The organism is Shewanella aquimarina (genome assembly GCF_023349185.1).
Taxonomy (GTDB): Bacteria; Pseudomonadota; Gammaproteobacteria; order Enterobacterales; family Shewanellaceae; genus Shewanella; species Shewanella aquimarina.
Map to the genome: position 1 here is coordinate 49,576 of NZ_JAKIKY010000016.1, position 26,223 is coordinate 75,798.

A 26,223-nucleotide genomic window follows, 5' to 3' on the forward strand; every position below is an offset into this window, starting at 1 on the left:
CTATCTCCTTGTTAGCTTGCCAGTAGTCTGATGATTACTGCCATTGCATTGCCGCTTGTGACGGCTTTCATTGTTATTATTGCCAATGCTACAGCTTACAACTGCATCGAACCTGTTTAACATTCATCGCTAGTGTAAAATCGAACATATCCACCATCAATATGAATTTATATCTATTTACACCGGTTAGTTATCCATGATTCAACCAGGGGGTTAATCCCCCCGGCAATCTTGCTTCATTTTGTCGCCAACCCTGCCCCAGAGTGGTGCAGAGCCCCTAGACGGTCAGCAGCAGGAACTCGCGCTCCCATGAGCTGATCACCCGGCGGAAGTTTTCCAGATCCGCCTGTTTCACCGCAATATAGCCTGTGGTGAAGGTATCCCCCAGATATTCCCTAACCGCCGAGCTTTCCGACATCACCGCCAGCGCCTCTTCGAGTGTCAGCGGCAGGCTGATCCCCTGGCGATTCTCGTTGGCGCGTCCATGCATAGGCGTGGAGGGTTTCACATCTTCCACCATGCCCATGTAACCACACAGCAAGGTGGCCGCGATGGCCAGGTAGCTGTTGGCATCGGCACCGGCGATACGGTTTTCGATGCGGCGGTTCTGTGGCGACGACTCGGGAATACGCAGGCCACAGGTACGGTTCTCATCGCCCCACTCTAGGTTGACCGGCGCCGAGGTGCCCGGCAGGAAACGCCTGAAAGAGTTTACGTTGGGTGCCATCAGGGGAAGCAGCTCGGGAATATACTTCTGCAGGCCGCCTATGTAGCTCAGGAACTTAGCACTTTTCGTGCCGTCCTCGTTGGTAAAGACATTCTTGCCGGTCTTGATATCCACCACACTCTGGTGGATATGCATGGCGCTGCCCGGCTCATCGGTGACAGGCTTGGCCATGAAGGTGGCACACACGTCATGCTTGAGCGCTGCCTCACGCAGGGTACGCTTAAACACAAACACCTGATCCGCCAGCGAAAGAGGGTCGCCGTGGCTGAAGTTGATCTCCATCTGGGCCGTGCCCTCTTCATGGATCAGGGTATCGATATCCAGTCCCTGAGCCTCGCACCAGTCGTACATATCTTCAAATAAGGGATCGTACTCGTTGGCGGCGTCGATTGAGAAAGACTGACGACCCGACTCCTTGCGGCCACTGCGGCCCACGGGCGGAATCAATGGAATATCGGGATCTGAGTTTCTATGGGTCAGATAAAATTCCATCTCGGGTGCGACGACTGGCTTCCAGCCCTTGTCTTCATAGAGCTTGAGCACCTTCTTGAGCAGGTTACGGGGCGACAGTTCTATGGGGTTACCCATCTTGTCGAAGGTGTCGTGGATCACCTGGGCGGTGGCTTCGACCGTCCAGGGCAACATGAATACCGCGTTCGCATCTGGGACACAGACAAAGTCGATATCCGCCTTGTCCAGCAGGCTGTCATACAGGTCGTCATCCACATAGTCGCCGGTCACTGTCTGCAGCAGCACACTCTCAGGCAGGCGCATCCCCTTCTCGTCGATAAACTTATCCACCGGGGCGATTTTACCGCGGGCGATCCCCGTCATATCGCTGATGACACACTCCACCTCGGTGATCTTATTGGCTTTCAAATAATCGATTAACTTCTTCATGCTTCACTATCTCTTGCGTTGAGCTGCTCTGGCTTGGCAGGCTTGACTAAAGGCACTGAAAATTGAGCGATAGAAAGGGGTCTCTAACACCTTCCATTCGGGGTGAAACTGCACCCCCAGCGCGAAATTTTTCGCCTCTTTGACCGAAAACGCCTCGATTAATCCATCGGGGGCATAGGCTTCTGGCCGCAATCCAACACCCAAACGGTCAACACCTTGAGTGTGCACAGAGTTCACCTCTGCCAAATTGCGGCCCCAAGCCTCGTGGAGTAATCCCCCCGGTTCTATCTTCAACGGATGAGACAGGCCGTACTGCACCTCGACGTCAGCCGTCTTGTCTTCTCTGTGTTCAATATAATCGCCAACTTCATGCAATTTCTGATGCAGGCTGCCACCAAATACTACATTCATCTCCTGAAATCCCCGGCAGATGGCCAGCACAGGCACACCAGCATCGATCGCTGCCTTCAGCAGCGGCAGGTTGGTGGCGTCGCGCTTGGGATCGTGTAGGGTATCTGGGTCACTCGCCACACCGTCATAGTGATGGGGCTCGATATTGGAGGGCGAACCGGTGAACAGCAGACCATCTAATCTGGGCAATATCGTCTCGGCCGGGCAATGGCCAAGTGCGGGGATCACCAAGGGCCAGCCCTGGGTGGCATCGGCAATACTCAGTAGGTATTTCTCGCCAACGATATTGAATGGGTGCAGGCCTACCTGTTGATTACAGGCCGTGACACCGATAACAGCAAGTCCTTCATCGGACATAGTTCACCTTTAGCTTTGTTGCGTCTTCTTATAGTTATAACAATGAACAGACTTCAACCAATGTTCATTTTTTCACACACTACACTGAAATAGTTGACGAGGCAATAGCCCGCAGAAAACAAAATATACAACAGAATAACAATTAGAATAAAACTCAATTAAAACAACATTAAAAGAGAAATAAAATTAATGTAAAGCCGAAAACAGGCGAAAATCACGCCAAGGGTTTTGTGAACCAGCTCCCACAGAAAAGCCAACTTCAGAAATGGGCCCTATGGCCTTAATGGACAAAATTATTTACATAATCGAGCGTGCAATGGCTCAGCCATATGGGCATAGACATACCGAGATGGGCAGGGAAACAATAGAGAGGGGGAAGGATGGATAGGCCGGGCGATACCCGGCCTACTAATATTTTGTTAGAAGTTTGCCGGCGTCGTGGCGCTGACGATGCGACAAGGCTTGTCGAAAGGATTGCGGAACCTGTGGGGCAACTCACTGTTGAAGTAGTAGCTATCGCCCTCGCTGAGCACATAGACCTCGTCGCCTATGGTGATCTCCAGTTGGCCCTCGATCACCATGGCCGCCTCTTCACCCTCATGCTGTAGCATCTCTTCGCCGGTATCAGACCCAGGGGGATAGACCTCGTTCATCACAGACATGGCGCGGTTGGGGTAGTCTCTGCCGATCAACTTGTAGTCCAGGTTGCCATCGCCTATATCCAGCAGCTCGCCAGAGCGGTAGACCACCTTCTGCTCGCTGGGCATGCTCTCCTCGATAGAGAAGAAGTCCACCAGCGACATGGGCAAACCCGACAACACTTTCTTCAGGGAACTCACCGAAGGACTGACGCTGTTCTTCTCGATCATAGAGATGGTGCTGTTGGTCACGCCGGCACGCTTGGCCAACTCGCGTTGCGATAACCCTTTCATTTTACGAACAGCTTTGAGATTTGCGCCTATATCCAAAAAACATCTCCTATTCAACAAGACCCCGGAAGAAACAATTTTCCATACTAGTTTGTATCAAACTAAAAAGCATGTTAAATATAATCAACAGGTGTGAATTATAACCAACTCAAGGGTCAAAAGTATACTTACTCTGGCCAATTTAGTCGAATAACAAGAATAAAACCCTCACTCGGAGCCAAAATGACCACCAAGCGCCCTGTCCACAGTGACCAATATCCCGACTCTTACTATCATGCCACCGCCAATGCCCTGGAAGCTTTACCTCAACTCACCGAACGGATCAGCGCCGATGTCTGCATCGTCGGCGGCGGCTTTAGTGGCATCAATACCGCCATCGAGCTAGCCGAGAAGGGCTTCGAGGTAGTATTACTGGAGGCGAAACGGATCGGCTGGGGCGCATCTGGCCGCAACGGCGGCGAGCTGATCCGCGGCATAGGCCATAATGTCGATCAGTTTCGCAACGAGATAGGCTCAGAAGGCGTCGCGGCCATCGAGCAGATGGGCTTCGAGGCGGTCGAGATAGTGCGTAACCGCGTCGCCAAGCACAGTATCGACTGTAACCTGCAGATGGGCTACTGCGATCTGGCCACCAAGCCGAGACACATGAAGGAGCTCGCCGCCGACTATCAGGAGATGCTCCACCAGGGCCGTGAGGGCTTTAAGCTGCTGGAGAAGCACCAGCTTGGCGAAGTGATTGGCTCAGATCTCTACTGCGGCGCCCTGGTCGACATGAACAGCGGCCACCTGCATCCCCTCAATCTGGCACTGGGCGAGGCCAAGGTGGCCCGCAGCCTGGGGGTCAAGATGTTCGAATACAGCGCCGCCACCAAAATCGTCAAGGGCGAGCGCCCCTGCGTACATACAGAGCATGGCCGCGTCGACTGTCGCTATCTGGTCCTCGCCGGTAACGCCTATATCGGCCATGAACTCAACGGCTATATAGGTGGTAAGGTGCTGCCTGCCGGCAGTTATCTGTTGGCCACCGAGCCACTGTCCCAGGAGATGTGCGATGAGATTATCCCGCAAAACATGGCCTTCGCCGACATGCGTATCGATCTCGACTATTTCCACCTCTCCCAGGACAATCGCCTGCTGTTTGGCGGCCTGTGCACCTATTCGGGTAAAGATCCTAAGGATATCGACGCGGCGCTGCGCCCCAACCTGGAGAAGGTGTTCCCCCAGCTCAAGGGGGTGAAGATAGAGTATGAATGGGGCGGCATGATAGGCATAGGCGCCAACCGCCTGCCACAGATAGGTCGGCTGCCGGACTGCCCCAACATCCTCTACGCCCAGGCCTATGCCGGTCACGGCGTCAATGCCACCCATATGGCGGCCAGGCTTATCGGCGAAGCCCTGACGACTCAGGCCGAAAGGTTCGATATCTTCGACAGGGTACAACACATGACCTTCCCCGGCGGGCCGAGATTCCGCTCCCCCATGTTGGCGGCGGGCATGCTGTATCACAGGCTGAAAGACCTGTTTTAGCCTAAAAACTAAAATAAAACAGTCAGCATAAAAAAAAGGTGCCCTAGGCACCTTTTCTGTTAGTAACGATTACGCCCCCTGCTCAATAGGCAAGTCGGCATTGCTGCCCCAGTCGGCCCAGGAGCCATCATAGAGCACCGCCTTGTCATGTCCCGAGGCCACAGAGGCTAAGATCAGGATACAGGCGGTGATGCCTGAGCCGCAGCTGAAGATCCGCTCTGCTTCCTGCTCACCCACCTGCTCTCCTACCAACTGCTCAAACATGGCCTGCAGGTCCTCGACCCGCTTCATCCTATGTTCGCGCAGCAGCTCGCCAAAAGGCAGGTTTACCGAGCCGGGAATATGACCGCAGCGCACGCCGGGTCGAGGCTCGCTGACCTCGCCTGCAAAACGCCCCGCTGCCCGCGCATCCAAGATAACACTGTCGCTGCCCAGAGATTCGAGCACATAGTTGGCATCACAGATAAGCTCGGGCTGGAAATCCGCCACATAGGGCACAGACTCTTCATCTATTACCGTGAGCTGATAGCTCTCGCTGGTCATGCGCTCCTCGCTGAGCCACTGGGGCAGGCCGCCATCGAGCACATAAACGTTTTCGTGCCCCATCAGCTTAAACATCCACCAGGCTCTGGGGGCGCTATAGATCCCCTGGTTATCGTAGATCACCACCAGGCTGTCTCTGTCGATACCCAGCGCCGTGGCCCCTTGCTCAAACTGCTCAGGGGTCGGCATGGCGTGCAGCTGCGAAGAAGTGGTATCGCAAAACACCCGTTCGATATCAAACTTCTGCGCTCTGGGAATACAGATGAACTCATCGTATAAAATGGGCTCCTTGCCCACCACGCTCTGCATACTGGCGTCGAGTAATACCAGATTCGACTCAAACAGATTCGCCTCAAGCCAGGCGGTGGTAACTAACGGGTATTCCAATTCCATAGTGACTCCCAATGTGGGGGCTAATCAGCATCTGCCCGCCCCTCTTATCAATCGTATGACGCTTATCTGTAAAGACAATATACGATGGGAGGGGCCAAGGACAAGTGACTTATTTTAACCCTGCTAACAAACTGGCATAAAAAAAGCCCTTTATTGCTAAAGGGCTGTGATTAAAGCGTTTTGTATAAGCGGGTTGCTTGCCGCTAAGACGGTGGCTTTCCCTGAAAGGCTTTCCTATAGCGCGATCCAGGTGGCCTTGATCTCGGTATACTTGTCGAAGGCATGCAAGGACTTGTCGCGGCCGTTACCCGACTGCTTATAGCCACCAAAGGGCGCCGTCATGTCGCCACCGTCATAGTGGTTGATCCACACCATGCCGCTACGCAGCGCCTTGGCCGTCTTATGGGCCTTGCTGATATCAGAGGTCCAGACACCGGCCGCCAGGCCGTAGATGGTATCGTTACCGATACGGATCGCCTCCTCCATGCCATCGAAGGTGATCACCGACAGCACGGGGCCAAAGATCTCTTCCTTGGCGATGGTCATCTCATTCTTCACGTTGGCGAAGATGGTCGGTGCCACATAGACACCGCCTGTCTCGGCTAGCACCTGCTGACCACCTTGACGCAGCTGCGCCCCTTCGGCCACCCCGGCGCGAATATAGGCAAGCACATTCTCCAGCTGCTGCTGATCCACCACGGCGCCACAGGTGGTGGCAGGATCCAGCGGGTGTCCCGGCTGCCAGGCCTGCATCTCGGCTTCGATAAGGTTAATGAGTTCTTCCTTCACCCCCGACTCCACCAGCAGACGCGAACCCGCGGTGCAGACCTCGCCCTGGTTGAAGGCGATGGCCGAGGCCGCGGCGATGGCCGCCTCTTTAAGGTTCGGCGCGTCGTTGAAGACGATATTCGGGCTCTTGCCCCCGGCCTCCAGCCAGACACGCTTCATGTTGGATTCGCCGGCATAGATCATCAGCTGCTTAGCAATCTTGGTCGAACCGGTAAACACCAGGGTGTCGACATCCATGTGCAGCGCCAGCGCCTTACCCACGGTATGTCCGAATCCAGGCAACACGTTGAGCACCCCCTTAGGGATCCCCGCCTCTATCGCCAGCTGCGCCATGCGAATGGCGGTCAGGGGTGATTTCTCTGAGGGCTTTAACACCACGCTGTTGCCTGTGGCCAGCGCGGGCCCCAGCTTCCAGCAGGCCATCAGCAGCGGGAAGTTCCAGGGCACGATAGCAGCCACCACACCCACAGGCTCGCGGGTGATCATGCCGATCTCGTTATGGGCCGTTGGGGCTATCTCATCGTAGATCTTATCCACCGCCTCACCCGACCAGCGTATGGCGCGAGCCGCGCCCGCCACATCGACGGCGCCGGAATAACGGATAGGCTTACCCATATCCAAGGTTTCCAGTAGGGCCAGCTCGTCCCTGTTTGCCTCCAGCAGATCGGCAAAGCGAATCATCACCTGCTTGCGTTTCACCGGTGGCAGCTGTGACCAGTCGCCGCACTCGAACACCTCTCGGGCATTGGCAACGGCGCGGTTGGCATCCACCAGATCGCAACTGGCCACCTGGGTCAGTACCCTGCCATCGATAGGGCTGATACAGTCGAAGGTGTCATTCGAATCGGCGGCGCAGTATTCGCCATTGATAAATGCCTGGCCCTGAATCACCAGGTTGTCCGCCATCTCTTGCCATTGTTCGCGATTTTGTGGAGTACTCATTCTGACCTCTTAACGGGTGATAATTGCTCTAGCGTCAATGCTAATGCACGTCCACGCCCTCTCTGGCGCGACTGTGCCTGCCCTAGATTACGCTCAACCCTCAATCAATTTCAATATTTTTTACAAAAAGTTATTTTTTGCTATAAATAATGAACAAAAAGCTTTCATGTTCATTATTTCTGACATAGCATAGCGAATATCAACCACTCAATAAAACAACAATTACACAGAACCAGGGTAGATGATATGGAAGATTTTAATAAAGCTGACCAGGTAGCAACAGGCACGCTGGAACACTATTGGATGCCCTTTACCGCCAATAGACAGTTTAAACAAAGTCCCCGCCTCCTCGCGCAGGCAGAGGGGATGTACTACAAGGATGTCAACGGCCGCCCCGTCCTCGATGGCACGGCCGGTCTCTGGTGCTGTAATGCCGGACACGGTCGCAAGGCGATCTCCGAAGCGGTCAGCAAACAGATCCACGAGATGGACTACGCACCCTCGTTCCAGATGGGCCACCCACTGGCCTTCGAACTGGCCGAGCGTCTCGCCGCCATCGCCCCCAAAGAGATCAACAAGGTATTTTTCACCAACTCAGGTTCTGAGTCGGTCGACACCGCGCTGAAGATCGCCCTCAACTACCACAGGGCCCGTGGTGAGGCGACCCGTACCCGTTTCATCGGTCGTGAACTTGGCTACCATGGCGTCGGCTTCGGCGGCATCTCGGTCGGTGGCATAGGCGGTAACCGCCGCACCTTCAGCCAGCAGCTACTGCAGGGGGTCGATCACCTGCCCCATACTCTGGATATCCAGCAAAACGCCTTCTGTAAGGGACTACCGGAAACCGGCGCAGAGAAGGCCGAGGTGCTGGAGCAGCTCGTTGCCCTACATGGCGCCGAGAATATCGCCGCGGTGATCGTCGAGCCAATGTCGGGCTCGGCCGGGGTGATACTACCGCCTCAGGGCTATCTCAAACGCCTGCGTGAAATCACCCGCAAGTACGGCATCCTATTGATCTTCGATGAGGTGATCACCGGCTTTGGCCGTGTGGGCGACGCCTTCGCCAGCCAGCGCTGGGGCGTTACACCGGATATGATCACCACAGCCAAGGCGCTCAACAACGGCACCATCCCCATGGGCGCCGTGCTGATCGACGATGCCATCTATGATGCCAGCATGGATGCCCCAGAGGGCGCCATCGAGCTCTACCATGGCTACACCTATTCGGGCCATCCGGTAGCCGCAGCTGCCGCCATCGCCACCTTAGATATCTATCAGCAGGAGCAGCTGTTCGAGCGCACCAAGTCGCTGGAAGGCTACTTCGAAAAAGCAGTACACAGCCTCAAGGGCCTGCCGAACCTTATCGACATTCGTAACACTGGCCTAGTGGCCGGTATCCAGTTTAGTCCGAGTGATAAGGGCATAGGCAAGCGGGGCTTCGGCATCTTCGAGACCTGTTTCAAGAACGGCACCCTGGTCAGGGCAACGGCCGACACCATCGCCCTATCGCCGCCACTGATTGTCGACGAGACCCAGATAGACCAGATGGTCAACACACTAAGCGATGCCATCACCACAGTTGGCTAACCCAGAATAACCAAGACACATTAGAGATTTTTGCAGGGAAATTACGCGCTATGCAGCAGATAAACCACTACATCAACGGCCAGCACACACAGCCCAGCGCCCGCAACGCCGCCGTCTTCGAACCCGCCACCGGCGAGCACAAGGCCAACGTCTCCCTGGCCAGCGCACTCGAGGTAGATGCGGCCATCGAGCTGGCCAAGAAGGCCCACGGCCCCTGGTCAGAGATGACCCCACTAAACCGCGCACGCATTCTGTTTAAGTTTAAGGCCCTGGTCGAAGCCAACATGGATGAGCTGGCCGCCATGATCACCCGCGAACACGGCAAGGTACTCGACGATGCCAAGGGCGAGATCGTCCGCGGCCTGGAGGTGGTGGAGTTTGCCTGCGGCATCCCTCATCTACTCAAGGGCGAGCACACAGAACAGGTCGGTGGTGGCGTCGATGCCTGGACACTCAACCAATCCCTGGGCGTAGTGGCCGGCATCGCCCCCTTTAACTTCCCTGTGATGGTGCCAATGTGGATGTTCCCCATCGCCATTGCCGCGGGCAATACCTTTATCATGAAACCGTCGGAGAAGGATCCGACCTCCGTGATGCGCATGGCCGAACTCCTCACCGAGGCGGGCCTGCCGGACGGCGTGTTTAACGTGGTCAACGGCGACAAGGAAGCGGTAGACACCCTGCTGACCCACAAGGACATTCAGGCGGTGAGCTTCGTCGGCTCGACGCCAATTGCCGAATATATTTACCAGACCGCGGCGGCCCACGGCAAACGTGTGCAGGCGTTGGGCGGCGCGAAGAACCACATGCTGTTGATGCCAGATGCGGATCTCGACCAGGCGGTCAGTGCCCTGATGGGCGCCGCCTATGGCAGCGCCGGCGAACGTTGCATGGCAATCTCTGTAGTGCTCGCCGTCGGCGATGTGGGCGATGCCTTAGTAGAGAAACTGCTGCCACAGATCCAGGCGCTCAAGGTGGGCAACGGCCTGGAGGGTGAGATGGAGATGGGGCCGCTGATCTCGGCGCAGCATCTGGCGAAGGTGCGCTCCTATGTGGACAAAGGCGTGAGCGAGGGGGCGACCCTACTGGCCGATGGCCGTCAACTCACGGTCGCCGATCACGAGCAGGGCTACTTCCTCGGCGGCTGTCTGTTCGACCATGTCACCCCAGAGATGACCATCTACAAGGAAGAGATCTTCGGTCCCGTGCTGGCCATCGTCCGGGTAAAAGATTATGCCGAGGCGCTGACCCTGATTAACGAGCACGAGTTTGGTAATGGCACCGCCATCTTTACCCAGAGCGGCGAGGCGGCGAGACACTTCTGCCACCATGTGCAGGTTGGCATGGTTGGGGTCAATGTGCCCATCCCTGTGCCTATGGCCTTCCATAGCTTTGGCGGCTGGAAACGCTCCCTCTTCGGCCCGTTGCACATGCATGGCCCGGATGGCGTACGCTTCTATACTAAGCGCAAGGCGATCACCGCCCGCTGGCCTAAGGGTAACAGCGGCCAAGCAGAATTTGTGATGCCTACCATGAAATAAACTAAGCTTAGGGCGCCGCGCTGCGCCTTAAGTCTATCTGTATTTTGGAGCCGACATGACACAGACGATCGATGCCATCATCAACTTTGGCCAGCATAAGGTTAAGGCGGAACACTATGAGGTGGCACAGGAAAAGATCCTCAGCGGGGATCCCAAGCAGCAGCTGGAAAATCATTACTCCAGTCCCTGCGATCAATTTCACGCCGGGATTTGGCAGGGCCAGGTCGGCAGTTGGAAGGTCAACTACAGCGAACATGAATATTGCGAGATCTTATCGGGCAGCAGCGAGATCATTGATGAGGCAGGCAAAAGCCTGACGGTCACCAAGGGCGATCGCTTCGTCATCCCCGCCGGCTTTAAAGGCGTATGGAAAGTGCTGCAGGAGTGCCGCAAGGTTTACGTCGTATTTGAACAAAAATAACCAAAGTCATTGCCATGTCGTCTCAGCTGTTCAGCTGTTGTTTGGCTTAATCTGATCTATGTAGCTTGCTATGTGGATCGGTGTCAACCAAGTGAAATGGAGAAACCACCGTGTATAAAAAATTTAATAAGAAACGGATAGCCCAGCTAGCTGGCTTAACCTTGGCAACTGCGCTAATCACACCTTTGGCACAGGCTGAAGTCTCAGGAGAAATTGGCGTCACCAACGATTACCGCTTCCGCGGTATCTCACAAACCGCAGGCGATTTTGCCGTTCAAGCCAGCATAGATTACAGCATGGAAAGTGGTTTCTTCATCGGTGCCTGGGGCAGTAATGTCGATGATGAAAGTTATGATGCCGATGTCGAAGTCGACTTCTATGCCGGTTACGCCGGCGCCTTCGGCGAAGACGATGCGGTGGAATATGACTTCACCCTGACCTACTACACCTACCCGGGACAGGATGAGAGCACTAAGTACCTCGAGGCCTCACTGGGCTTCTACTTTGCCGACTTCCACTTCGCTCAGTGGTACACCAACGACTATGCCAACGCCGATGTTGCCATGCACTACAGTGAGCTGAATTACTCCTATGAGTTTGCCGAGAACTGGAGCATAGATGCACACGTGGGCTATAACTATGGCGACGGTGCCGATCTGGACTGGGGTGAGAACTATGTCGATTACTCTATCGGCGTGTCCACCGAGGTGGCTGGTGTCGGCCTGTCATTGGCCTGGTTAGACACTAACCTGAGCAGCGACAACGAGATCAGCGATGGCCCATGGAAGAACGAAGGCACCATACTGGCCACTGCCAGCTACGCCTTCTAACCCCATTTCTTCCCCAACCAAGTGATTGTAAAAAAACCGCCAATATTGGCGGTTTTTTATTACAGCTTCAGGCTCTCTCCTCGGCGGACGCGCTCGGCCAATCCCCGCCAATAGTTGACTAACTCCTGATGCGCCTTAGCGCGCTCGGGAAAGGTTTGTGACAACCCTTGTAGTATATTGGCTTGCTGATGGCAGAGTTTTTCCCAGCGACGGGCATTAGACAGATGCATAGTGTTTTCCTTAACCTGTGATACTCCTTTGGAGAGTATAACCAGTTTATTAAAATTTGATCTAAGCCGCTAGGAAAAACCCTTAGCTGGGAGTATCTTCAAACTATAACGCTAAGGAGTGACTATGACCGAAACCCTATTTAAAATCGCCTTTATCCTGGTGGGCCTGATTCTGATCTACAAGCTGATCTTCTCGGGCAAACGCGGCCTGACCCTCTTTGAGATGCATTTTAAAGATGGTCGGCTCATCTCCCACAAGGGCAAGATACCAGAGAAGTTTCAGCGGGAATGTAAATCGATTGCCAAGAGTGAAAAACTGACCTGTGTCGTGCGCGCCGAGAAGAGCGGCAGCGTCAGGCTGCATGTGTCGGCCAATGTCAGCGATGCTATCATTCAGCGAATCCGCAACCAATTTCCTTTCGAATACTACGACAAGAAAACCGTCGATAATTCGCGTCAGGCTGGCTAAGCCCACCTTTCGCGAATCATAAGCTCTGGCCGCCGTTAATCCTTGTTCAGGCGGCCATCTTGCTTGGCATCATCTATGATGCGCTGATTGTCCTGTGACATGGGATCTTTCACTATGAGAGGATCCCCTTCAGGCTCTGCCTCAGTCCTCACACTCATGCTTATTCCGCTCGAGCAGGCACTCAAGCCGAGTGCAATGAGCAGTATCCACTTATTCATCTTTGCTACCCACACTTGCATTATCGCCTGCAAAGTATTCCAGCGCCCATACCAGGGCGATACCCACCAACATGGCGCTAATCGCCAGACCAAGCTGCGCCGGCTGCCCGGTTAGCTGCTCGAAACTCATGGGCGACAGGTTCTGTTCCAACAGGGGTACCTGCTCGCCCGCCGAGTTTTCACGCCAGGTGAGCACCTGCTTCCAGGGCCAGATCTTACCTAGGGTGCCGAGCATCAAACCAGTGAGGAAGATCAGCGTGGCATCATGGTATTTACGCAGCAGCGCCGACAACAGGTGACTAAACGAGAGCAAACCAGCCACGCAGCCACAGGCGAAGGTCAGAAGAACCGGGATATCCAGACTCTTGGCCGCGCCCAGCACCGAGGTGTAGAGGCCAAGTAGCAAGAGGATGAAACTGCCTGAGATCCCCGGCAGCAACATGGCGCAGATGGCAATACTGCCGCCAATGAACACATTGAGGTAGGTCATCTGCATGTCGATTGGATGCAGCACTGTGATCCCCCAGGCGAAGGCTACCCCGAGGGCAAACAGCACCAGGCGTCCCATGGAGAATCCCTTCACCTGCTTAAGCATATGCACCACAGAGATGATGATGAGGCCGAAGAAGAAGGACCACACGGGGATCGGCTGAGTATGCAGCAGATAGGTAATCAACTTAGCCAGGGTAAAGATGCTGGTAAGGATGCCGCCAAACACGGCGATGAGGAAAGGCCCATTGATATGCATAAAGGCGGCCTTCACGCCTTGCTGGCGTATGATGCCGATAAGGCTAGGGTTAACCCTGCGTATGCTATCGAGCAGGGGGTCGAGAATACCGGTAATAAAGGCGATGGTGCCCCCGGAAACACCGGGTACCACGTCGGCGGCGCCCATGGCCATTCCTTTGAAATAAGTCAGCAGATATTTCACTCAAAATCCTTAAGTTAATGATTTTCTATGGGCCAAAAGCCCCAGGGGCCGATTATACGCGCCCAGCACAAACAAAGGAAAATGAAGTTTACTTTAGACAGGCGATTCACACCGCTATTGTTAACCGCTTGTTATTGGGCTAGTCTAACAACTCATCAGACCAGATGAATTTTCTATTAAACCCAAAGTGCTTTCTATTAAGAAAGAACAGTTTCGACTAACGAGTAAGCCAATGACTAACAAACCGACAAGAGTGATGGCACTCTACCGCCGCGTGACCAAATGGCCACTCGGCCATAAAATTTTTTCAGTTATGGTGTCTCGCATGGCGCCCTACTTCGCTACCGTTAAGCCCCTCATCACAGAGCTCAGACCCAACTACTGCCAGGTGCTGGTACGTAAACGCAAGTCAGTACAAAACCATATCGGCACTGTACACGTGATCGCCATCTGTAATGGCCTGGAGATGGCCATGGGCACCATGGCCGAGGCCTCGATTCCGTCTCACTTACGCTGGATCCCCAAAGGCATGAGCGTCGACTATACCGCCAAGGCCGGCAGCGATATCCGCTGTATCGCCGAAGTAAAGCCTGAGCAGTGGGTCGAAGGCGATATGCTAGTATCTGTTACCGCACTGGATGAAAATGACGTAGTGGTCGTCAAGGGGCACATCAAGCTGTGGATCTCCCTCAAGCCTGCCAAGGCTTAGCCGGTAACAAGCGGCGGTTTTAGGTCGCTTGTTCACACAGGAGAATAATGAAAAATTGCATAATCCCATGAAAATTTGACATTTTTGGCTGAGTCTCTCATGTTAGAGACTGACTCTAATTTGGCAACAGGGACGCGCCATATGACACCAACATTGAAGACTCTCTCGAGCGGCATTCTCCTATTTGGACACCTCGGCCTTGCCGCAACGGTTTTTGCAAACAGTGATACTAGCCCGCAGCCACAAGGCGCGAAGATACTAGATAAGAAACCCAAGTGTATCGCAACCACCCTAGAGCCCATTACCCTCTCGGTGACCAGCAAGAAGTACCCCAGTGAGACCAAACCACTGGAAAGTGAAGCCTTTGCGGCAGTATTAGCCCAACTCAAACAAACCGCCACGGAAAAGGGCGCCGAAGCCATACTCCTTACCCAGGTGAGTAACCATATCCTCAGCAAGGTGAAACAGAAAAAACTGTCTCAACGCTCCACCCAAGAGATGGTTAAGACTTACCAACTGCGCACTCAACTGGAGGCCGAACTCTACCAGTTATGCGAGGATGACAAGAGCCTATCCAATGAGTCTGCAGCCTACGACAGCAAAGGCTACGAGATCCGCAAGTCGAATTTTGAATACACCTTCGAGCCGATCATGCCCAAGTCCGCGGCTAAGATCGCAGCGGCCAAGACACTGCCTCCGGCCATAGTATCGTTAGACAATGGGGTCTATGGCGCAAAACTCGGCATGAGCCCCGAAGAGCTCTACGAGTTACTGGGACCCGCAAGCATAGAGTTACCGCTTTCGGCACAAGATTTTGCCTGGGGTTACGGCAGACAGCTCTGGTTTGTGTTTACCAACCAACTTCTCAGTGCCATTTCTACCGACTTCAGCCCAATGAATAATACAGGTCTGAATCTTATCGAATATCGCGACGGATTCGATGGTGCCCCCTGGTTAATTAACGGCGAGCTAGGCTACCGCGCGCCCCTCTCTCAGGTGCGCCAATCCCTGGGCGCCAACCAAGCAAGACTACAGGGTGACCAGCTCAAACTGAGTGACGGCAATCGTCGCCTCACACTGAACTTTGACACCTTTCACCAGGGCAGCGAGGCAAGGCCAGAATCCCAGTTAACCGGTTTTAGCCTCTATCAAGACAAGACAAAGCTGGCGTTACAAGGCAAACAACCCGGCAAGAAAGCCCTCTCGCCGCTGCTTAAACAGCTCACGCCTTCCTATTCCGGCGAGCGGCCTAAACTGCAGCAGCTGCAGAAAACCTACCCCTCCATGGCTAAGCTAGCTATCTCGAATGATGGTGAGTGGTGGCTGCTGGGCAACCATCTACAACTCAAGTTTGATGGCGACACCTTACATAGGGTTAGACTGGCTTCAGGCATCTACCCACAAGCAGACGATGCGGATCTCGCCGTGCTATACGATAAGATGGCGGTTCCATCGCAAAAGGATAAGCTGCTTGCGCAATTTGAACAGGCTAACGATGAATTCGACAGCGTCGATATTTATGAAAAAAACTTTTCTCTGGTGGCGAAGTATGACTCTTATGATGACGACGCGACGCTATACGAACTGGAGATCACCTATTTCTAAGTGATATAAAGCCCACTGCCCAAATTAACGCAAGAGCATCAATGAGACAGAATCGTCCTAACAGTCACAGTGCAGCACCTAGGCATAGCGCAAAACCTAGGCAAAGCGTAAGCGGGCCTGGAAAAACAACAGGCCCCAAGGCATCAGGCTCCAAGCGCCCTCACGGGGGAAAGATCAGACAAAAAGGGACGAGATGGACCCTAGCCGATAAACTACGCCTCCTGCTGATGATGGCACTGTTTATCGGCCTACTACTTGCTAGTCTGTTGCAACGACTACCAATAGCAGTCTTCATCTATTACGTCGTCATAAGCCTCATCACTTTTACCAGCTACGCCATCGACAAACGCGCCGCCAGGCAAGACACCTGGCGCATTAAAGAGAGTCGTCTGCATTGGTTATCCCTACTGGGGGGATGGCCGGGCGCCATGCTGGGCCAGCAACACCTGAGGCACAAGTCCAGCAAGCGGGCTTTTCGTTTGGTGCTCTGGTTGACTGTCATCATCAATCTCAGCCTGTTAGGCGCCGTAATTTCTCCCCAGGGACAGGCCTTGCTGACACGGCTCGGGGTTAACTAGCCTATTGATTCAAATGAGCCCTACGCGTTTACCCAAGAGACGCAATTGGCTATGATGAAGGCCGCACTTTTTCAGGAAAATCAATGATGAGAATGATATTAGCAGTCGTAGTGATCGCCGGCGTGTTGTTTTACTTCTTTACCAACATGAATAACCAGAAGGCGGCTAAGGAAAACATCGCCAAGGGCGAGGCATTTTTAGCCCAGAACAAGACTCAGGAAGGTGTTATCGAAACCGCCTCGGGGCTCCAGTATAAGGTACTGGCAGAGGGCGACGGCAGCGTTCATCCCAAGGCCAGCGATACCGTGACGGTGCATTATCATGGCACGCTGATCGACGGCACTGTGTTTGACAGCTCGGTCGAGCGCGGCGAACCCATCGCCTTCCCACTTAATCGCGTCATCAAGGGCTGGACCGAAGGGGTACAGCTGATGGTCGAAGGCGAAAAGACCCGCTTCTTTATTCCTAGCAGCCTGGCCTATGGCAATCGCAGCGCAGGTAAGATCCCCGGCGGCTCTGTGCTTGTCTTCGATGTGGAGCTGATCAGTATAGATAAATAATGCCTATACGCTGACAGCATAAAAAAACGCGCCCTAGGGCGCGTTTTTAGTTTCATACCAATCACAGTAATTTCGTGATCAAAAATAGCGTTTTAACAAGCTAGAATGATCAATTATTTATTACGATTGATATCAATATCCGAAGGGATTATCGATAGAGTGAGCAGGCTGGGTAAACCATTTGGGGCCACTCTGGGTCATATAGAAGTGATCCTCGTGGCGCACCCCAAACTCGCCCGGCACACACAGCATGGGCTCGTTACTGAAACACATGCCTGGAGCCAGCGGCGTGTGATCATTCAACACCAGATAGGGCCACTCATGGATATCCAGCCCTATGCCATGCCCGGTCCTGTGAGGCAGACCCGGCAGCGCATAACCTGGGCCGAAACCCGCCTGTTCGAGTACGTCGCGGGCGGCGCGATCCACACTTGAGCATGGCGCGCCCACCTTAGCAGCCTCGAAAGCCGCCAGCTGAGCATCCTGCTCCAGTTGCCATAGCTGACGCTGACGCTCGCTCGGCGTGCCGTAGACATAGGTGCGGGTAATATCCGAGTTGTAACCATGGAGCTGACAGCCGGTGTCGATCAACACGGTATCGTTCAGCTCCAGCGCCTTAGGCGACTTGACCCCATGGGGATAGGCCGAGTCTTCCCCGAAGAGCACGATACAGAAATAGGAGCCCGCGGGAGCGCCCACGGCTTTGTGTGCCTGGTGAATAAAGCTCTCCACCTCGCCGACTGTGATCCCTTCACGCAGGATACGCGCGGCGGCCTTGTGCGCCTCCAGAGTCATATCCTTAGCACGCTGTAGCAGCGCCAGCTCAGTCTCAGACTTGATCATACGACAAGCCGCCGTCACCGCCTTACCATTGACAAATTCAAGGGCCGGCGCCAGTTGACGCACACCATCGAAGATGAAAAACGCCGCCGACTCATCCATCGCCAGCTTCCCCTGGCTAATGCCTAGCTCACCCAGGCGCTTAACGAAAAGCGCATAGGGACTCTCATCCTCATGCCAGCAGTTAACCCGCCCCTCGATCACCATGTAATCCTTGAGGGTGTCTAGCTCGAACACGGGAGCGATATATTCAAGCTCACCCTCGGCCGGCAAAATAGCCCCCACCATACGCTCGCTGGCGTACCAGCGTGTGCCGGTGAAGTAGTAGAGATTAGTGCCCGCATTAAGATAGATAGCGGCGATCCCCTGCTGACGCATCAGCTGCTGCGCCTTGTCGATACGCGCCCTGTATTCTTGCGCCGTGATCCCTTCGACCCCTTGGGTCATATCGGACAGCTTAGCCAGCTCCTGCTCAGGGCTCGAACCGCCCACGCCCACAGTGGCAAACTCACTCGTGGTATTTACACTCATAGTTAACACCTTTGACGGCAGTCGCGGGGCATCCCAGCAACCACCATGGAAAAGAAGAATGACAGGCAGCCTTTTTAGCATAATGTATACAAAAAAGCAGTAGCTAGCAGAAAGAAAAATCTTCAAGATGCACCAAAACTCGGCAATCAGCTTGGCGTGAAAACCCTTAGTCTGAAAGAGAGTCTTTAGCCTGAAAGAGAGCCCTTAGCGTTGTAGGAAGCCAAAGGGCCCTTAGCATGTAAACAAACCTGGCACTATCGAGCTAAGCGTTCGCTCTCGATAAAGCCTGTTATCACAGAGTGCAGGATAAAGGCCTAACTGGCTTATAAGCCCAAACACTTACTCGCCGTACTGAGCATGCTTAGCCAGCAGTACCTTGAGGCCGCGACACACCAGAGTCTCCATATCGTCGACCCGGGCGATATTCACATCACCGAGCGGCGAGGTTAAGGCCAGTTGTTTCAGAGACTCGACACAGCCCTTGTAATAGTCGGGTTGGTTCATCATGGGGCCCGCAAGCCAGATTCGATTTGGATTTAGCAGGTTGATGGTCCAGGCAATCCCCATTCCCAGGTAGCTGCCGGCTCGATAAAGCTCCTGCGGACTCTTGAGGCCGCGTATCCTAATCGACTCGCCACTGGCCAGCTGCTCCAGGCTGTACTCCCCCCCTTCGGTCATCACCCGGCAATGACCGAGCTCACCGGCGACGCCACCGGCACCGAGAAAAGGCTCGCCCTTGATGGCGATCGCCATACCTATGCCGGCGCCGCTCATCAAGAGCAGCTCGCAGGCGTTTTTGGTCTCGCATACCGCCAGCATGCCGGCATCGATATCATTATGGAGCAGACTAAAACGTGCCCGCGTCTTGAGCTGTGCCAGCGACAGGCCGTTGAGCTTAGGCGCCGCCTTACAGGCGATGAGTGTGTCTTGCTTCACCAACCCGGGCACCGCTACCCCGAGGGCATAGTCACTCAGGTCGTAGTCGGCTTCGATATCGGCGATATGGCCATTGAGATCGTCCAGGGTAAAGTGCTCACCCGTCGCTATCTTGTATTGCTCGGTGCGCCCCTGAGTCTCAATTTCGAACAGGGCGGTCGTCGCGCCAATATCTATGGTCAGGGATTGCATATCGAGCTCCGTAGCCGCCTCGCTCATTGCAGCAAGACGCTTCTCGATGCCATGAGTAGAGAGAGTTGTGTATCGCTAAATTTTATCACAAAAAGCATCGGCTGATACTATATAAAATGCGACTAACACTTTGCTTTGATTGAATTTCCACCAAAGGCCATCAGGTTTCATCCACTTTCTGTTGGCCTGCCAGCTTCAGCGGCACCCTGCCCCAGGCCATCAACAGCAGATGTATCGCCAACAGAGGGATACAGGTGAGCAACATCACCTCCCAGCCTAACCAGTGCAATACCCAGCCGGCGCTCAAGGAGGCTATCGCCTGGGAGCCGAAGACGAAGGCATCGTTAAAGGCCTGAACCTTAAAGCGTTCTTCGCTGTGATAGTGACGAGGCAACAAGACGGTGCCGGCGACAAACAACAGGTTCCAGCCGATCCCCAAGAGCACCAGAGCCGTCCAGTAGTTAAGCAACTCGCGCCCGAGCAAGGCCACCGTGATGGTCACGCCATAGGCCGCCAGCCCCACCAGCATCATGCGGCTGGTGCCAAACTTGGCCACCAGGTATCCACTAAACAACGAGGGAAAATACATGGCGATGATGTGGCTCTGGATCACCCACTTGGTATCGGCCAGGGAATAGTGCTCCATATGATGCATGTGCAGCGGTGTCGCCGTCATGATGAAACTCATCATGCCATAGCCTATGGTGGCGGCGCCGATGGCGGTCCAGATAGCGGGCTGCAGCAAGATGTTGCCAAGGGGACGTACGCCTTGATGCGAGATTACATGAGCGGGTCTGTCCTGATCATTATCCTGATAGAAACAGAGCACCAGTCCCGCCATCAGGCAGACACAGATCAGAAACAGGAAGGCGCCCACGTGGGGCGTAGCGAACAGGTTCTCACCCATCACCGCAAGCTCAGGCCCCACGATGGCGGCCACCAATCCACCGACCAAGACCCGTGACGCCGCCTTGGCGCTATCGAGCGCGTCAACCGACTCCATCGCGGCAAAGCGGTATTGCTGCACTATCGCCCCGGCGGCCCCAAGCAGTAGCCCACTGAGGCAGAAAGGCACAAAAAGCTTTGCCTGGGTCGCAAAGGCCGCCAGAGCGCCGGCACAGACCCCCAGGCCCGTCCCCAGCAGAAAGATCTTCTTACGGCCGAAGCGGCGCATCAAACGGCTGACCGGCACTACTGAGACAGCCACCCCAATCACCATGATGGCTATCGGCAGGGTTGCCAGGGCGGGTGTTGGCGCCAGTTCCGCGCCAATCAGGCCACCGAGCAACATCATCATGGGGGTCGCACTCATGGCAAAGGCCTGGGCCAGGGTTAACACCCATACATTTCTAGGCATAAAATTAATCACAAATGTTTTACTTACGAGCAAAATACTGACTCATGACGAAATTTACCAGCCTTGAACGCCGTTATTGGGGATTTCATCCCTCCCCTTCGCCGCTATCTGATTCAATCGCCTCAATAAATCCTCTCCCTCTGACTCACATCCCCTCAAAGGCTGGTCAGACTTTACGGCGTCGCCCCTGGGCTTTTTCGCGCTTCCCTTCCAACTCCCTCCCTGAGCTGCGATAATCGGCGACAACTCGGCCATATCTCAATCTGTAGAGACAGAGCCAAGCCTATTCGCTTAACCCCAGAAGGCCACGATTAGATGGCCCCGCAAGTGGGTACTAAAGGAGACTTCATGACATCTGTAACCGCACAACGTCTACACGCCGTAAGAAGCGACATGCTCAGCCAAACACTCGATGCCTTCATCGTCCCGCGGGCCGACGAATATCTGGGCGAATATGTCCCCGAGCGTAATGAAAGACTCCACTGGCTCACAGGTTTTACCGGTTCGGCGGGCATGGCCATAGTGCTCAAACAGCGCGCCGCCATCTTCGTCGATGGTCGCTACACAGTCCAGGTTAAGCAGCAGGTAGACAATAGCCTGTTCGATTATCAGAGCCTACACGATACCCCACAGATCCCCTGGCTTATCGCCGAGCTAGGTGAAGGCACCCGCATCGGCTATGACCCACGCCTGCATCCCCTGAGCTGGCAGCAGCAGGCCGAGGCTCAGTGCCAGCGCGCCGGCATCGAGCTGGTTGCCGTCCAAGAAAACCCTATCGATCGCCACTGGCAAGAGAGACCGGCCGCATCCAGCGCCCCTATTAGCCTGTTTAGCGAGCAGAGCGCCGGCGTCAGCAGCGCAGTGAAACGTGAGGAGATAGGAAAGGCCGTGGCCGCAGCGGGTGCCGATGTGGCACTGATCAGCGCACTGGACTCCTTCTGCTGGTTACTGAATATTCGCGGCAACGACGTGCCGCGCCTGCCCGTGGTGCTAGGTACCGCCCTGCTGCATAAAAATGGTGAGATGACACTCTTTACCGATCTGACCAAGCTGCCTGAGGGAATTCAGGCTCATGTGGGTGACGGCGTCAGCTTCAAGGCCGAGTCTGAACTCGAAGGCGTATTGTCTCAGCTCGATGGCGTCAAGTTGCTGGCCGACCCTGACAGCGCAAATGCCTGGATGCAGTTAACGGCCCAACAGGCTGGTGCAAGGCTTATCGCCGGTCAAGATCCGGTTGCCCTGCCCAAGGCACAGAAAAACCCGGCTGAGCTTGCCGGGCTCAGCGCTTGCCATGTTCGTGACGGCGTTGCCGTGAGCCGTTTCCTCGCCTGGCTCGACGCTGAAGTGGCGGCAAATCGTCTCTATGACGAAGGCACCCTGGCCGATAAACTGGAGAGCTTCCGCCTGGAAGATCCTCAGTATCGCGAGCCAAGCTTCGATACCATCTCGGCCACTGGCGCCAACGCGGCCATGTGTCACTACAACCACAACAATGGCACTCCCGCCATGATGACCATGGACAGCATCTACCTGGTGGACTCGGGCGCCCAGTATCTGGATGGCACCACAGACGTCACCCGCACCATCGCCATCGGCGAGGTCACCGACGAGCAACGTAAGATGGTCACCCTGGTACTCAAGGGGCATATCGCCCTTGATCAGGCCAAATTCCCTAAAGGCACCACGGGTCAGCAGCTCGATGGCTTCGCCCGTCAATATCTGTGGCAACATGGCTTCGATTACGACCATGGTACGGGCCATGGCGTGGGCCACTTTCTCAGCGTACACGAGGGACCGCAGCGGATCGCCAAAAACAGCAATGGCGTCGCCTTGCTGCCGGGCATGGTGGTGTCGAACGAGCCAGGCTACTACCGGGCCGACGCCTTCGGTATCCGCATCGAAAACCTTGTCGCTGTGCAGGCCTGTGAAGCGCTGGCCGGCGCCGAGCGTGAGATCTATGAGTTTCATGCCATCACCCTGATCCCCATCGACACCCGCCTGGTCGATAAACAGCTGCTTACGGACGCCGAGGTCAACTGGCTCAACGCCTACCATCAAAGAGTCAGGGAGACCCTGAGCCCGCTGATGCAGGGCGCTGAGCTAGACTGGCTGCTCAAGGCGACTGAGGCCATCTAACCCTTAAAAAGCCATAAAAAGAAGCATAAAAAAACCATTAGAAAAACAGCACCCCAGGGTGCTGTTTTTCTAGGCCTGAACCAGACGCTCCCGCGCCTTTAGCCAACGCACCAGCTCACTGTAGGGTTTAGGGCGACAGATGAGATAGCCCTGCAAGGAGATATCTTTAACCTGCTCCAGGTAGTTAAGATCATGGATATCCTCGACCCCTTCGGCCACCAGATGAATGCCGAGTTTGCCGCTGATCGCCTGCATAGAGCGCAGTATGGTCTGGGAGACGGGATCTTTGTGTATGCCATGCACCAGGCTACGGTCCAATTTCAACTCGCTGATGGGCAGGGTGCATAACTGGGAGAGATTGGTATAGCCTGTGCCGAAATCGTCGATAGCGACGCCGATACTGTTCATCCTCAGTTGACTGATGGTCGAATGCTGGCGCTGCTTGTCCAGCACCTGATTTTCGGTGATCTCCACCGTCAGCCGTGAGGGCGACACCAGGTTTTGCTCGCAGTACTGCAACAGCCGGGTATGCCAGCCACTCTGATTGAGCTGCTTTGGGGTCAGATTGATCGACAGATGGCATTGTTTGCACGACTCGAACTGGCTGATCAGCGCCCACTCTGGGATCGCATTATTGAGCAACTTAGTCGTCAGGCTGTTGAGGGCGTTGTTGCACTCGGCGACATCGATAAACTTATCCGGGGTGATCAGCTGCAGGCGGTTGCCCTGCTGTAGGCGACAGAGCACCTCGAAGCCCTTTATCTTGCCACTGGCGATGTCCACCTGCGCCTGATAGTAGGGGATGATCTTGTTAGAGTTGATGGCGCGGCGGATCTCATCGATGCTCATCTGTCCCTTGTGACGCACACCGGCGACCTGGAAAGACATCAGACGATAGCGCTCTACACAGACCCTGAGCTGCTCCGTAGTCACCGGCTTCATCAGGGCCCCCAACAGCCTGAGTTTAGAGGCCTCCACCAGCTGGGAAGCCGCCTCGACGATGCGCGACTCCATGCCCGACGCGATGATGATGCCTCCCTTAAACTCCATCTTGCTCAGGCGCATCAGAAACTCTATGCCATCCACCTCGGGCATATGCAGGTCCACCACCACTATCTGGTAGTCATCGCTATATTTGCTTAGGGTACGAATGGCGCTACGGGCGTCGCGGCAGAACTCGACCTTGTCCACATCCAGTAGCAAAAAGTGACGACTGAGCACCCGGCAGGCGCTCAGCGAATCATCGACGATCAAGACATTTATCGACATCTCATCCCCTCTTCCAAAGCAGGTTGCTGCCTTGCAGTTGGGGCAAATAACGATACACCTAAGCCTCCATGCCTGTGACAACCTCCAAACGTTAACTTAATAAGGTTAGTTCAGCGCGCTTAGGTGTCAAATAAACCCAATAGGTTGAGAGACATGTGAATCACGGCAGATAAAAGTGCAGGTTTTAACCGAAAATTTTGCTATACTCCGCGCCCGCCTTTGTGACCCAGAGGCGTTATGGGTTAAGGTACGGCTCGAGTCTGGACTAAACTCAATTTGATATGTCGTTATTTTAAAGGTAAACAACAGGATATCCCAATGAGATTTGAATCTTTCAGTTTTGCACCCGAGATTTTGCATGCCATCTCAGAATGTGGGTACCAAAAAATGACGCCCATTCAAAAAGAGGCCATCCCGGCGATTCGCCGCGGACAGGATGTGCTGGCCAGCGCCCAGACGGGGACCGGCAAGACGGCGGCCTTCGCCCTGCCTATCCTGCAGAAGATGTTCGACACCCCAAGCGATACCCAGCGCTCCAACACCCGCGCCCTGATCTTGGCCCCCACCCGTGAACTGGTGGCCCAGGTGGCCGATAACATCAAGCAGTACAGTCGTTACCTGCCTGTCTCGGTACTCACAGTCTATGGCGGCGTCAAGATGGATACCCAGGCGGCCAAGGTCAAGAAGGGCGCCGACATCATAGTGGCCACCCCGGGTCGCCTGCTGGAGCACCTGCAAGCCTGTAACCTCAACCTGTCTAACGTCGACTTCCTGGTACTGGATGAGGCCGATCGCATGTTAGACATGGGCTTCATCACCGACATTCAGAAGATCTTGCAGCAGGTCAATCGCGACCGTCAGAACCTGCTGTTTTCGGCGACCTTCTCCAGTGCCGTTAAGCAACTGGCCAACGAGATGCTGGTCAAGCCTAAGCTGATCGCCGTCGACAAACAGAACACCACGGCGGTGACCGTCAGCCAGGTGGTCTACCCGGTAGAGCAGCGTCGCAAGCGTGAACTCCTCTCCGAGCTTATCGGCAAGAAGAACTGGCAACAGGTATTGGTATTTACCGCCACCCGTGAGGCCGCCGACGTCCTGGTGAAAGAACTCAACCTCGATGGCATCCCCTCTGCCGTGGTTCACAGCGAGAAGGCCCAGGGCAATCGCCGCCGCGCGCTGCGCGAATTTAAAGAGGGTAAGGTACGCGCCTTGGTCGCCACCGAGGTCGCCGCCCGTGGTCTGGATATTCCCGAACTGGAATATGTGGTCAACTTCGACCTGCCCTTCCTGGCAGAAGACTATGTGCACCGTATCGGTCGTACCGGCCGCGCCGGACGTAGTGGCGTCGCCATCTCCCTGGTGAGCCGTGAAGAGGAGCGCACCCTGGCCGATATCGAGAAGCTGATCGGCAATAAGATCCGCCGGATCACCATCCCAGGCTACGAGGTGGGCAGCCGTGACCTCCTGATCAAACAGCTGCAGAAGCGCCGCAGCTTCGCCAAGAAGCAGCAGCGCAGCGACAACGTGGGCGCTCAGGTGATCGCCGAGAAGAACATGGGTACTCGCCGGGTGAAGGTGAAGAACTCATCCAACGCGAAAATAAAGAAGCAAAAATAATCGACGTACGGTCACAAAATTATTATCTAATCAAATAAGGCACTTAACAGTGTCTTTTTTGATCGCATCGATTAATTCTACATCGGGGTGAAAGATTAACGCGGTCACCTGGGTCTGTTCGACACCTAAAACAATCACGAGAAGGCCA

The 26,223-nt window shown here is 54.8% G+C and carries 24 protein-coding genes; 12 read left to right on the plus strand and 12 right to left on the minus strand.

Annotation, left to right across the window (positions count from 1 at the left end; translation table 11 throughout):
- Positions 1 to 277: 277 nt before the first annotated feature.
- From L2731_RS17475 to L2731_RS17485, 3 genes are all read right to left on the minus strand, one after another.
- Complete coding sequence (locus L2731_RS17475) at positions 278 to 1,627, minus strand: glutamine synthetase family protein (RefSeq protein WP_239884124.1); 1,350 nt, start codon at positions 1,625 to 1,627, stop codon at positions 278 to 280.
- 6 nt (positions 1,628 to 1,633) lie between these two features.
- Positions 1,634 to 2,395, minus strand: coding sequence for a gamma-glutamyl-gamma-aminobutyrate hydrolase family protein (locus L2731_RS17480; protein WP_249254686.1), 762 nt, complete (start codon positions 2,393 to 2,395; stop codon positions 1,634 to 1,636).
- 419 nt (positions 2,396 to 2,814) lie between these two features.
- On the minus strand, positions 2,815 to 3,363 hold the full coding sequence (locus L2731_RS17485; RefSeq protein ID WP_041510286.1) for a cupin domain-containing protein: 549 nt from the start codon (positions 3,361 to 3,363) through the stop codon (positions 2,815 to 2,817).
- Positions 3,364 to 3,546: 183 nt separating this feature from the next.
- On the opposite strand from L2731_RS17485, the gene L2731_RS17490 reads away from it, so the two are divergent.
- On the plus strand, positions 3,547 to 4,851 hold the full coding sequence (locus L2731_RS17490) for an NAD(P)/FAD-dependent oxidoreductase (protein WP_249254687.1): 1,305 nt from the start codon (positions 3,547 to 3,549) through the stop codon (positions 4,849 to 4,851).
- Between the two features lie 69 nt (positions 4,852 to 4,920).
- Here L2731_RS17490 and L2731_RS17495 read toward each other — a convergent pair whose 3' ends face one another.
- Together L2731_RS17495 and L2731_RS17500 are read right to left on the minus strand one after the other, a co-directional pair.
- Positions 4,921 to 5,781 carry a sulfurtransferase gene (locus L2731_RS17495; protein WP_249254714.1) on the minus strand — a complete coding sequence of 287 codons (861 nt, stop codon included), beginning with the start codon at positions 5,779 to 5,781 and terminating at the stop codon, positions 4,921 to 4,923.
- Positions 5,782 to 6,021: 240 nt separating this feature from the next.
- Positions 6,022 to 7,518 carry an aldehyde dehydrogenase gene (locus L2731_RS17500; protein WP_249254688.1) on the minus strand — a complete coding sequence of 499 codons (1,497 nt, stop codon included), beginning with the start codon at positions 7,516 to 7,518 and terminating at the stop codon, positions 6,022 to 6,024.
- Between the two features lie 246 nt (positions 7,519 to 7,764).
- Here L2731_RS17500 and aptA point away from each other — a divergent pair, with 246 nt between their 5' ends.
- From aptA to L2731_RS17520, 4 genes are all read left to right on the plus strand, one after another.
- Positions 7,765 to 9,105, plus strand: coding sequence for an omega-aminotransferase AptA (aptA, locus tag L2731_RS17505; RefSeq protein ID WP_249254689.1), 1,341 nt, complete (start codon positions 7,765 to 7,767; stop codon positions 9,103 to 9,105).
- Positions 9,106 to 9,155: 50 nt separating this feature from the next.
- Entirely contained in the window at positions 9,156 to 10,646 is a 1,491-nt protein-coding gene (locus L2731_RS17510) for a CoA-acylating methylmalonate-semialdehyde dehydrogenase (protein ID WP_249254690.1), read from the plus strand.
- 55 nt (positions 10,647 to 10,701) lie between these two features.
- Entirely contained in the window at positions 10,702 to 11,067 is a 366-nt protein-coding gene (locus tag L2731_RS17515; protein WP_041510281.1) for a cupin domain-containing protein, read from the plus strand.
- Positions 11,068 to 11,177: 110 nt separating this feature from the next.
- Positions 11,178 to 11,897 carry a TorF family putative porin gene (locus L2731_RS17520; protein WP_041510280.1) on the plus strand — a complete coding sequence of 240 codons (720 nt, stop codon included), beginning with the start codon at positions 11,178 to 11,180 and terminating at the stop codon, positions 11,895 to 11,897.
- A 59-nt stretch (positions 11,898 to 11,956) separates the two neighbouring features.
- On the opposite strand, the gene L2731_RS17525 is transcribed toward L2731_RS17520, so the two are convergent.
- Positions 11,957 to 12,127: a hypothetical protein gene (locus L2731_RS17525; protein ID WP_249254691.1), complete on the minus strand. Its 171-nt coding sequence runs from the start codon at positions 12,125 to 12,127 to the stop codon at positions 11,957 to 11,959.
- A 124-nt stretch (positions 12,128 to 12,251) separates the two neighbouring features.
- Between L2731_RS17525 and L2731_RS17530 the strand changes: the two genes are divergently transcribed.
- Complete coding sequence (locus L2731_RS17530; protein WP_041510279.1) at positions 12,252 to 12,596, plus strand: DUF3634 family protein; 345 nt, start codon at positions 12,252 to 12,254, stop codon at positions 12,594 to 12,596.
- 35 nt (positions 12,597 to 12,631) lie between these two features.
- Here L2731_RS17530 and L2731_RS17535 read toward each other — a convergent pair whose 3' ends face one another.
- Together L2731_RS17535 and L2731_RS17540 are read right to left on the minus strand one after the other, a co-directional pair.
- Positions 12,632 to 12,814 carry a hypothetical protein gene (locus L2731_RS17535; protein WP_249254692.1) on the minus strand — a complete coding sequence of 61 codons (183 nt, stop codon included), beginning with the start codon at positions 12,812 to 12,814 and terminating at the stop codon, positions 12,632 to 12,634.
- Positions 12,807 to 13,745 carry a polyprenyl-phosphate transporter gene (locus L2731_RS17540; protein ID WP_239849792.1) on the minus strand — a complete coding sequence of 313 codons (939 nt, stop codon included), beginning with the start codon at positions 13,743 to 13,745 and terminating at the stop codon, positions 12,807 to 12,809. Before L2731_RS17540 ends, L2731_RS17535 begins: the two co-directional genes overlap by 8 nt.
- Before the next feature lie 232 nt (positions 13,746 to 13,977).
- Here L2731_RS17540 and L2731_RS17545 point away from each other — a divergent pair, with 232 nt between their 5' ends.
- The 4 genes from L2731_RS17545 to bamJ all read left to right on the plus strand — a co-directional run bounded on the left by L2731_RS17545 (position 13,978) and on the right by bamJ (position 17,197).
- The gene (locus L2731_RS17545; RefSeq protein ID WP_249254693.1) at positions 13,978 to 14,454 is read left to right on the plus strand and encodes a hotdog fold domain-containing protein; all 477 of its coding nucleotides are present in this window, start codon (positions 13,978 to 13,980) and stop codon (positions 14,452 to 14,454) included.
- 141 nt (positions 14,455 to 14,595) lie between these two features.
- Complete coding sequence (locus L2731_RS17550; protein ID WP_249254694.1) at positions 14,596 to 16,059, plus strand: hypothetical protein; 1,464 nt, start codon at positions 14,596 to 14,598, stop codon at positions 16,057 to 16,059.
- A 227-nt stretch (positions 16,060 to 16,286) separates the two neighbouring features.
- Positions 16,287 to 16,637 (plus strand): DUF1294 domain-containing protein, encoded by a 351-nt coding sequence (locus L2731_RS17555; protein WP_249254695.1) that lies wholly within the window; start codon positions 16,287 to 16,289, stop codon positions 16,635 to 16,637.
- An 86-nt stretch (positions 16,638 to 16,723) separates the two neighbouring features.
- The gene (gene bamJ / locus L2731_RS17560; protein ID WP_249254715.1) at positions 16,724 to 17,197 is read left to right on the plus strand and encodes a BamJ family beta-barrel-assembly machinery protein; all 474 of its coding nucleotides are present in this window, start codon (positions 16,724 to 16,726) and stop codon (positions 17,195 to 17,197) included.
- Positions 17,198 to 17,329: 132 nt separating this feature from the next.
- Here the strand turns inward: bamJ and L2731_RS17565 are convergent, their stop codons facing one another.
- The 3 genes from L2731_RS17565 to L2731_RS17575 form a co-directional block, all read right to left on the minus strand.
- The gene (locus L2731_RS17565) at positions 17,330 to 18,568 is read right to left on the minus strand and encodes a M24 family metallopeptidase (RefSeq protein ID WP_249254696.1); all 1,239 of its coding nucleotides are present in this window, start codon (positions 18,566 to 18,568) and stop codon (positions 17,330 to 17,332) included.
- A gap of 339 nt (positions 18,569 to 18,907) precedes the next feature.
- Positions 18,908 to 19,696, minus strand: coding sequence for an ROK family protein (locus L2731_RS17570; protein ID WP_249254697.1), 789 nt, complete (start codon positions 19,694 to 19,696; stop codon positions 18,908 to 18,910).
- 160 nt (positions 19,697 to 19,856) lie between these two features.
- Positions 19,857 to 21,053 carry an MFS transporter gene (locus tag L2731_RS17575; protein ID WP_239849787.1) on the minus strand — a complete coding sequence of 399 codons (1,197 nt, stop codon included), beginning with the start codon at positions 21,051 to 21,053 and terminating at the stop codon, positions 19,857 to 19,859.
- A gap of 348 nt (positions 21,054 to 21,401) precedes the next feature.
- Between L2731_RS17575 and L2731_RS17580 the strand changes: the two genes are divergently transcribed.
- Entirely contained in the window at positions 21,402 to 23,189 is a 1,788-nt protein-coding gene (locus L2731_RS17580; protein ID WP_249254698.1) for an aminopeptidase P family protein, read from the plus strand.
- A 69-nt stretch (positions 23,190 to 23,258) separates the two neighbouring features.
- Here L2731_RS17580 and L2731_RS17585 read toward each other — a convergent pair whose 3' ends face one another.
- On the minus strand, positions 23,259 to 24,458 hold the full coding sequence (locus L2731_RS17585; RefSeq protein WP_239849785.1) for an EAL domain-containing response regulator: 1,200 nt from the start codon (positions 24,456 to 24,458) through the stop codon (positions 23,259 to 23,261).
- A gap of 318 nt (positions 24,459 to 24,776) precedes the next feature.
- Between L2731_RS17585 and L2731_RS17590 the strand changes: the two genes are divergently transcribed.
- A complete protein-coding gene (locus tag L2731_RS17590; RefSeq protein ID WP_239849784.1) occupies positions 24,777 to 26,075 on the plus strand; it encodes a DEAD/DEAH box helicase in 1,299 nt (432 codons plus the stop codon).
- Positions 26,076 to 26,223 lie beyond the last annotated feature (148 nt).

What these genes read in the sequence shown, in the direction of transcription:
- L2731_RS17590 (WP_239849784.1), top strand. Translation starts at nt 24,777, where the DNA reads ATGAGATTTGAATCTTTCAGTTTTGCACCCGAGATTTTGCATGCCATC.
- L2731_RS17475 (WP_239884124.1), bottom strand. Translation starts at nt 1,627, where the DNA reads ATGAAGAAGTTAATCGATTATTTGAAAGCCAATAAGATCACCGAGGTG.
- L2731_RS17510 (WP_249254690.1), top strand. Translation starts at nt 9,156, where the DNA reads ATGCAGCAGATAAACCACTACATCAACGGCCAGCACACACAGCCCAGC.
- L2731_RS17585 (WP_239849785.1), bottom strand. Translation starts at nt 24,458, where the DNA reads ATGTCGATAAATGTCTTGATCGTCGATGATTCGCTGAGCGCCTGCCGG.
- L2731_RS17480 (WP_249254686.1), bottom strand. Translation starts at nt 2,395, where the DNA reads ATGTCCGATGAAGGACTTGCTGTTATCGGTGTCACGGCCTGTAATCAA.
- aptA (WP_249254689.1), top strand. Translation starts at nt 7,765, where the DNA reads ATGGAAGATTTTAATAAAGCTGACCAGGTAGCAACAGGCACGCTGGAA.
- L2731_RS17545 (WP_249254693.1), top strand. Translation starts at nt 13,978, where the DNA reads ATGACTAACAAACCGACAAGAGTGATGGCACTCTACCGCCGCGTGACC.
- L2731_RS17515 (WP_041510281.1), top strand. Translation starts at nt 10,702, where the DNA reads ATGACACAGACGATCGATGCCATCATCAACTTTGGCCAGCATAAGGTT.
- L2731_RS17550 (WP_249254694.1), top strand. Translation starts at nt 14,596, where the DNA reads ATGACACCAACATTGAAGACTCTCTCGAGCGGCATTCTCCTATTTGGA.
- L2731_RS17535 (WP_249254692.1), bottom strand. Translation starts at nt 12,814, where the DNA reads ATGAATAAGTGGATACTGCTCATTGCACTCGGCTTGAGTGCCTGCTCG.
- L2731_RS17525 (WP_249254691.1), bottom strand. Translation starts at nt 12,127, where the DNA reads ATGCATCTGTCTAATGCCCGTCGCTGGGAAAAACTCTGCCATCAGCAA.
- L2731_RS17500 (WP_249254688.1), bottom strand. Translation starts at nt 7,518, where the DNA reads ATGAGTACTCCACAAAATCGCGAACAATGGCAAGAGATGGCGGACAAC.
- L2731_RS17570 (WP_249254697.1), bottom strand. Translation starts at nt 19,696, where the DNA reads ATGCAATCCCTGACCATAGATATTGGCGCGACGACCGCCCTGTTCGAA.
- L2731_RS17565 (WP_249254696.1), bottom strand. Translation starts at nt 18,568, where the DNA reads ATGAGTGTAAATACCACGAGTGAGTTTGCCACTGTGGGCGTGGGCGGT.
- L2731_RS17490 (WP_249254687.1), top strand. Translation starts at nt 3,547, where the DNA reads ATGACCACCAAGCGCCCTGTCCACAGTGACCAATATCCCGACTCTTAC.
- L2731_RS17580 (WP_249254698.1), top strand. Translation starts at nt 21,402, where the DNA reads ATGACATCTGTAACCGCACAACGTCTACACGCCGTAAGAAGCGACATG.
- L2731_RS17530 (WP_041510279.1), top strand. Translation starts at nt 12,252, where the DNA reads ATGACCGAAACCCTATTTAAAATCGCCTTTATCCTGGTGGGCCTGATT.
- bamJ (WP_249254715.1), top strand. Translation starts at nt 16,724, where the DNA reads ATGAGAATGATATTAGCAGTCGTAGTGATCGCCGGCGTGTTGTTTTAC.
- L2731_RS17575 (WP_239849787.1), bottom strand. Translation starts at nt 21,053, where the DNA reads ATGCCTAGAAATGTATGGGTGTTAACCCTGGCCCAGGCCTTTGCCATG.
- L2731_RS17555 (WP_249254695.1), top strand. Translation starts at nt 16,287, where the DNA reads ATGATGGCACTGTTTATCGGCCTACTACTTGCTAGTCTGTTGCAACGA.